Genomic DNA, 7,178 nt, shown 5'->3' with positions numbered 1-7,178 from the left:
CTGAGTTTATTTGATTGCGCTGGTCGTGGCGAGGTAGTGCGGCGGCTCGCCGCCACCGTGCACCTCCAGCGAGGCGCCGCTGATGTACGACGCGGCATCACTGGCCAGAAATGCGGCGGCCCAACCGACGTCGGCGGGTTTGGCCAGCCGTCCGAGCGGGACATTGGCCGAGATCGCGGCGATCGATTCGGTGTCTCCGTAGAAGAGCTCGGACTGCTCGGTCTCGACCATGCCGACGACGAGCGAGTTCACCCGCACCTTCGGCGCCCATTCGACCGCCAGTGTGCTGGTGAGGCTTTCGACGCCCGCCTTGGCCGCGCCGTAGGCAGCCGTGCCCGGCGTGGGCCTGCGGCCGCTGACACTGGAGACGTTGATGATCGAACCGCCGGTGGCCTGGTGCTGCATGTGCTCGTTGGCATGCTGCGAAACCGACAGCGGCCCGAGGAGATTGAGTTCGATGATCTTGGTGCTGAACTTCGCCGAGGCATCGGCGGCCAGAACGTATGGCGAACCGCCCGCGTTGTTGACCACGACGTCGAGTCGACCGTGCCGCTCGACGATGGTGTCGATCAACGCCTTCACAGATTCGTCGTCACGGACGTCGCATGGCAGGAATTCATACGGAAGGCCCTCGACGGAACGACGCGCGCACGTCACCACCGTCGCTCCCTGACCGGCGAATACCGCACTGATGCCGGCGCCAACCCCTCGCACACCGCCGGTCACCAGGACGACGCGGCCACTCAGTTGCAGGTTCATCCCGGCTTGGAAGTCAGCACTGTCAGCCCCATCGGTCACTGTGCTAGCGTACCAAGCAAGTGCTTGCTTAGGTAGCCACCCCCCAGGAGTATCGGATGACGATCACCACCAAGACCGTCGAACCGGGCATCGTCTCGGTCACCGTCGACTACCCACCGGTCAATGCCATCCCGTCGCGAGGCTGGTTCGAACTCGGCGACGCGATCACTGCCGCGGGCCGAGATCACGCCACTCACGTCGTGGTCCTGCGCGCCGAGGGCCGCGGCTTCAACGCCGGGGTCGACATCAAGGAGATGCAGAACACGGAGGGCTTCGGCGCGCTCATCGACGCCAACCGGGGCTGTTTTCACGCGTTCCGCGCGGTGTACGAATGCGAGGTGCCGGTGGTCGCGGCCGTGAACGGCTTCTGCGTCGGCGGTGGTATCGGACTCGTCGGCAACGCCGACGTCATCGTCGCCTCCGAGGACGCAACGTTCGGGCTGCCCGAGGTCGAGCGCGGTGCGCTCGGCGCAGCCACCCACCTGTCGCGGTTGGTGCCGCAGCACTTGATGCGCCGCCTGTTCTTCACCGCCGCGACAGTCGACGCCGCGACGCTGCACCACTTCGGCTCGGTGCACGAGGTGGTGCCACGGGCCGATCTTGATGAGTCCGCGCTGCGCGTCGCTCGCGACATCGCCGTCAAGGACACCCGTGTGATCCGCGCGGCCAAGGAGGCGCTGAACCTCATCGACGTGCAGAGGGTCAACGCCAGTTACCGCATGGAGCAGGGTTTCACGTTCGAGCTCAACCTGGCTGGCGTCGCCGACGAACACCGCGACGCGTTCGCGGGCACCAAGAAGGGATCCGAGAAGGCATGATTCGGCGGGCCGGAGCGAAGCGACAGGGGATGAAGTGACAGACAAGCGGACCACTCTGGACGAGGCCGTCTCGTCCATCGAATCCGGCATGACCATCGGCATCGGCGGTTGGGGCTCGCGGCGCAAGCCGTTGGCCTTCATCCGGGCGCTGCTGCGCACCGACGTCACCGATCTGACGATCGTCAGCTACGGCGGCCCCGACGTCGGGCTGCTGTGCTCGGCGGGCAAGGTCAAGCGCGTCTACTACGGCTTCGTGTCACTGGATTCGCCGCCGTTCTACGACCCGTGGTTCGCCAGGGCCCGCACCACGGGCGCCATCGAGGCGCGTGAGATGGACGAGGGCATGCTGCGTTGCGGCCTGCAGGCGGCCGCGCAGCGACTGCCGTTCCTGCCGATCCGCGCGGGACTCGGCAGTGACGTCCGCGCGTTCTGGGGCGACGAGCTCAAGACCGTGAAGTCCCCGTATGAGACCAACGGCGGGTTCGAGGAGCTGGTCGCGATGCCCGCGCTCACGCTCGACGCCGCGTTCGTGCACCTGAATCTCGGTGACGCGCAGGGCAATGCGGCCTACACGGGCATCGACCCGTACTTCGACGACCTCTACCTGATGGCCGCCGAGAAGCGCTTCCTTTCCGTCGAGCGCGTCGTGTCGACCGAGGAGTTGATCAAGGCGGTGCCGCCGCAGGCACTTCTGGTCAACCGGATGATGGTCGACACCCTCGTCGAAGCACCCAACGGGGCACACTTCACCACCAACGAGCCGGACTACCGCCGCGACGAGAAGTTCCAGCGGCACTACGCGGAGGCCGCGGGCTCGGACGAGACGTGGCAGGAATTCGTCGCCACGTACCTGTCGGGCAGCGAAGCCGACTACCAGGCCGCGGTGCGCGAGTTCGCCGAACAGCAGGCCGCCCAGAAGAAGGAGGCAGCCAAGTGATCTCCGCGAGCCGTGCCGAGGTATGCACCGTCGCGTGCGCCGAATTGTTCCGCGACGCAGGCGAAATCATGGTCAGCCCGATGACCACGATCGTATCCGTCGGCGCCAGACTGGCCCGGCTGACCTTCTCCCCGGACATCGTGCTGACCGACGGGGAGGCCCGGCTGATCGCCGACACCCCGGCCATCGGAGCGGCCGCCGCGATCGAGGGCTGGATGCCGTTCGGCCGCGTCTTCGAAACCCTGTCCTGGGGCAGGCGACACGTGGTGATGGGTGCCAACCAGATCGATCGCTACGGCAACCAGAACCTCTCGGCGTTCGGGCCGATCCAGCACCCCACGCGGCAGATGTTCGGCGTCCGTGGCGCACCCGGCAATGCCATCAACCACGCCACCAGCTACTGGGTGGGCAACCACTCCAAGCGCGTCTTCGGCGACTCCGTCGACATCGTGTCCGGTGTCGGCTGGGACAAGGTGGACCCCGACAACCCCGCCTTCCGATTCCTCAACGTGTACCGCGTGGTGACCAACTTCGGCGTCTTCGACTTCAACGGGCCCGAGCACCAGATGCGCGCCGTGTCGCTGCATCCCGGCGTCGAGGCCGACCAGGTAGCGGAGAACACGTCCTTCGAGGTGCACGACCTCGAGTCAGCACAGACCTCACGGCTGCCCACGGCAGAGGAGCAGAAGCTGCTCCAGGAGGTCATCGACCCAAAGTCGCTGCGGGACAAGGAAGTGCGGACGTGAAGCTACGGACCCCGCTCACCGAGCTGATCGGCGTCGAACACCCCGTCGTCCAGACCGGGATGGGATGGGTGGCGGGTGCGCGACTGGTGGCGGCGACCGCCAACGCAGGCGGCCTCGGCATCCTCGCGTCGGCCACCATGACACTCGAGGAGCTGGCGACCGCGGTCACCAAGGTAAAGGCCGCCACCGACAAGCCATTCGGCATCAACCTCCGCGCCGACGCCGGCGATGCGAACGAACGCATCGACCTCCTGATCCGCGAAGGAGTCAACGTCGCCTCCTTCGCTTTAGCTCCAAAGCCGGACCTGATCGCCAAGCTGAAGAAGGCCGGCGTGGTGGTCATCCCCTCGGTCGGTGCCGCCAAGCACGCCAAGAAGGTGGCCGGTTGGGGCGCCGATGCGGTGATCGTGCAGGGCGGCGAGGGCGGCGGCCACACCGGCCCGGTCGCGACGACGCTGCTCCTGCCGTCGGTTCTGGACGCCTTGAAGGATACGGACATCCCAGTGGTGGCAGCGGGCGGTTTCTTCGACGGGCGGGGTCTGGCGGCCGCGCTGTCATACGGCGCCGCCGGTGTCGCGATGGGCACGCGGTTCCTGTTGACGTCCGACTCGACCGTGCCCGACTCGGTCAAACGGCGTTATCTGGAGTCCGCCTTCGACGCGACCGTGGTGTCGAGGCGTGTCGACGGCATGCCGCACCGCGTGCTGCGCACCGGACTGGTCGAGAAATTGGAAAGCGGATCGCGTGCAAGGGGTTTCGCCGCGGCGTTGGGTAACGCACAGAAGTTCAAGAAGATGTCCGGCATGACGTGGCGGTCGATGATCTCCGACGGCCTCGCCATGCGCCACGGCAAGGAACTGACGTGGTCTCAGATCGTCATGGCCGCCAATACGCCCATGCTGTTGAAGGCAGGCCTGGTCGAGGGCAACACCGACGCGGGCGTGCTGGCCTCTGGGCAGGTTGCGGGCATCCTCGATGATCTGCCGTCGTGCGCCGAACTGATCGACGCGATCGTCGCCGACGCCATCAAGCACCTGCAGGCCGCCGCGGGCCACATCACCGACTGAGCCATCCCGCCCGAGCGTCACCAGGTGAGCCCCCGCTCGCGAAGCGCGGTGGCCACCCGGGCGACATAGGTAGGCCGTCGAAACTTCAGCAGGTCTCTGCTCACCCGAATGATGAACCAGCTCAGCGCCGTCAGCTCGAACTGCTTGTCGATGTCACGCTGTCGGACTTCCGGGTCGGCCCAGTGCTGGGGTCCGTCGTATTCGATCCCGACCTCGACGTCGTCGTAGGCCATGTCGAGAAGCCGCCTCAGACCTCTCACGCCTGGGTGTACAGCGGCGACGGCCTCGACATCGGTGACCTTCACACCCGTAGCGTTGGCGAGCGCGTCGAGGCGCTGCACGGCCTGAATCCGCTGGCCGGCGTGACGACCGATGTCGAACGCCGTGCGCGCAGAGCCCCTCGGTCCTGACGACGAGCCGCTCGGGTGGCTTCCGATTGTCATGGATCAACTCGGCAGGCTGGCTGCCGTCGATCCACTTGGCGCCGAGCATTGCGGCTGCCGACTGGCCCGCCACGACACCGCGTCGGCCGGACCACAGCCAGGCAGCTTCGGCACGCTGCCGCGCCGACGGGTCGATGCCTCGCGGCACGAATATCCCGGGGTACAGCTGCTCGAAGGACCTGCGCATCGCGCGTTCGGGGATTGCGGCGCGCGACAGCGCCTCGGCGCCGATGAAGAGCCACGGGATGACGGACATGGCCGCATCATCCGCGCGATATCCGACGCAATCCCCACCCTCGCCATCAGTCATCCACAGGCGCACCCCCTTGCGCGAATGTGAATTTCACTACGGAATCGCGCCAGGAACGTCGTGGAATTCACTCTCGGCGCTGAGCGGCGGGGAGCCAGGAACGACCATCCCTGAGCAGAATGCACAAAACCGGCGAATCAAGCAATTCGCGGGTTGCGCGCGCAACCGTGACCCGCCTCCGCGCCGCTCATAGCTTGATCCCAGAGCCAGGCACCAGCAACGGAGGAACCATGACGTCATCGACGAAGCCGCTCAACGACATCCGCCCCACGTCGATGAGACGTGTCGCGCTCGCGAGCTACGTGGGCTCGGCGATCGAGTACTACGACTTCTACATCTACGGCACCGCGGCGGCCCTGGTGTTCCCCAAGGTCTTCTTTCCACACCTCGGCACCACGATGGCCACCGTCGCGTCGATGGCCACCCTGGCCGCGGCCTTCGTGACGCGACCCGCGGGCGCGGCATTCTTCGGTCACTTCGGTGATCGGTTGGGCCGCAAGGCGACCCTGACCACGACGCTGATCCTGATGGGGTTGTCGACCGTGGCGGTCGGCTTGGTGCCAGGGACAGCGACCATCGGCGTGGCGGCACCGGTGCTGCTACTGGCGCTTCGCCTCGCGCAGGGCTTCGCCGTCGGCGGCGAGTGGGCGGGCGCAGCACTGCTGGCCACCGAACACGCCCCCGCGGCGGCTCGCGGGCGCTACGGCATGTTCACCTCGCTGGGCGCTGGTAGCGGCTTGATGCTGAGCAGCCTGGTGTTCCTGGGCGTCAACTCGACCATCGGCGAAGCAAGTTCAGCCTTCCTGGACTGGGCTTGGCGGCTGCCTTTCCTGTTCAGCATCGCGCTGATCGCGATCGCGCTGTACGTCCGGCTGAACGTCGCGGAGACTCCGGTGTTCGCCGAGCAGCAGTCCAGCGGCGTCACCTCGAGGACACCTGTCATAGCCCTGCTCACCCACCAGCGGCGAGAGGTGTTACTCGCCGCGGGCAGCATGGTCGGGTTCTTCGCCTTCGGCTACACGGCGAGCGCATACCTGACCAGTTATGCCCATACCCGGGTGGGCTTCTCGCCCGACCTGGTGCTGCTGGTCAACGTCCTCGGCGGCGCTACGGCGCTGGTGTTCTGTGCGCTGTCGGCGCTGGCGTGCGACAGGTACGGACGTCGCCGCGTCATCATGGTCGCGCTCGCAGCGGGCCTGCCGTGGGCATTCGTGCTGATCCCCCTGGTGGACACCGGGAATGCCGGCTGGTACACGGTGGCGATCGCAGGCACCTACGCGGTGGCCGGCTCGATATACGGCCCGATGGGTGCGTTCGTGCCGGAGATCTTCGCGACCCGGTATCGGTACAGCGGCGCGGGCCTCTCGCTGAACATCGCCGGACTGGCCGGCGGCGCGGTGCCCCCGCTGATCTCGGCACCGTTGATGGCGACGTGGGGCGCGGGCGCGATCGGGGTGATGCTGTGCGCGTTCGTCATCGTCAGCCTGGTGAGCACGTTCCTGCTGCCCGAGACGTTGGGAGCCGCATTGCGCGACGGCGGCCAGAACGCGACCTAAATTCATGCTCAGAGTTTAGCGAAAACCGTTGCGACAACCATAAATACGAAGCCTGCGCTACGAAGGAGAGTCAGCGAGATGGTCACACGAGGTTCCCTCCAATCGTGGCAGCGGGTCAGCGGTGAGGTGTTCACCTGGACCGCCACGCCCGCGTCCAAGGCGGCCATGGCACGCGCGCAGCACAATCCGTTGCCGCCCAGCTTTCAGCAGGCCACGCATCTACGGGCGGCGTTCTACGGCAACGAGATGGGCCGCCCGATGCCGCGGCTGATCGTCGCGTCCTGGGACATCCCTGGAGTCTGCGACGTCGCCGCGATGAGCGAGGCGATCAACGCGCACGTGCGCCGCCACGACACCTACCACAGCGCGTTCGAGTTCGCGCACGGCGACATCGTCCGCCGCACCATCGACGATCCCCAGACCATCGAGATGGCGCCCGAACCCTACGGCTACCTGAGCACCGAGCAGATCCGCGCGCACGTCCCGGCGACCACTCCCGGAAC

General features: G+C 66.8%; 6 protein-coding genes and 2 pseudogenes. 6 read left to right on the top strand and 2 right to left on the bottom strand.

All coding sequences use genetic code 11. The features are described from left to right. Positions 1 to 6: 6 nt before the first annotated feature. Positions 7 to 759 (bottom strand): SDR family oxidoreductase, encoded by a 753-nt coding sequence (locus ACRDUX_RS10920; RefSeq protein ID WP_526413748.1) that lies wholly within the window; start codon positions 757 to 759, stop codon positions 7 to 9. Between the two features lie 95 nt (positions 760 to 854). On the opposite strand from ACRDUX_RS10920, the gene echA20 reads away from it, so the two are divergent. From echA20 to ipdC, 4 genes are read left to right on the top strand one after another with little or no spacing between them, the layout of a single operon-like run. Then, on the top strand, positions 855 to 1,616 hold the full coding sequence (gene echA20 / locus ACRDUX_RS10915) for a (7aS)-7a-methyl-1,5-dioxo-2,3,5,6,7,7a-hexahydro-1H-indene-carboxyl-CoA hydrolase (protein ID WP_526413744.1): 762 nt from the start codon (positions 855 to 857) through the stop codon (positions 1,614 to 1,616). Between the two features lie 34 nt (positions 1,617 to 1,650). Further along, entirely contained in the window at positions 1,651 to 2,553 is a 903-nt protein-coding gene (ipdA, locus tag ACRDUX_RS10910; protein WP_526413742.1) for a cholesterol ring-cleaving hydrolase subunit IpdA, read from the top strand. Further along, positions 2,550 to 3,299, top strand: a complete 750-nt coding sequence (gene ipdB, locus ACRDUX_RS10905; RefSeq protein ID WP_526413740.1) for a cholesterol ring-cleaving hydrolase subunit IpdB — start codon at positions 2,550 to 2,552, stop codon at positions 3,297 to 3,299. The genes ipdA and ipdB overlap by 4 nt, the downstream gene beginning before the upstream one ends. Further along, positions 3,296 to 4,366 carry a (3aS,4S,5R,7aS)-5-hydroxy-7a-methyl-1-oxo-octahydro-1H-indene-4-carboxyl-CoA dehydrogenase gene (gene ipdC / locus ACRDUX_RS10900; RefSeq protein ID WP_526413738.1) on the top strand — a complete coding sequence of 357 codons (1,071 nt, stop codon included), beginning with the start codon at positions 3,296 to 3,298 and terminating at the stop codon, positions 4,364 to 4,366. Before ipdB ends, ipdC begins: the two co-directional genes overlap by 4 nt. Before the next feature lie 17 nt (positions 4,367 to 4,383). Here the strand turns inward: ipdC and ACRDUX_RS10895 are convergent. Next, positions 4,384 to 5,065 (bottom strand): annotated as a pseudogene (locus ACRDUX_RS10895) (putative endonuclease domain-containing protein). A gap of 329 nt (positions 5,066 to 5,394) precedes the next feature. Here ACRDUX_RS10895 and ACRDUX_RS10890 point away from each other — a divergent pair. Both ACRDUX_RS10890 and ACRDUX_RS10885 read left to right on the top strand, forming a co-directional pair. Further along, a complete protein-coding gene (locus tag ACRDUX_RS10890; RefSeq protein WP_526413746.1) occupies positions 5,395 to 6,675 on the top strand; it encodes an MFS transporter in 1,281 nt (426 codons plus the stop codon). A 78-nt stretch (positions 6,676 to 6,753) separates the two neighbouring features. Then, positions 6,754 to 7,178 (top strand): annotated as a pseudogene (locus ACRDUX_RS10885) (condensation domain-containing protein); the annotation flags it as partial.

The sequence above is a fragment of the Mycobacterium sp. genome (genome assembly GCF_050701675.1).
In the GTDB taxonomy this organism is placed as follows: Bacteria; Actinomycetota; Actinomycetes; order Mycobacteriales; family Mycobacteriaceae; genus Mycobacterium.
Note: the sequence above shows the minus strand (reverse complement) of the source record. Positions and strands in the feature narration are given on the sequence as shown.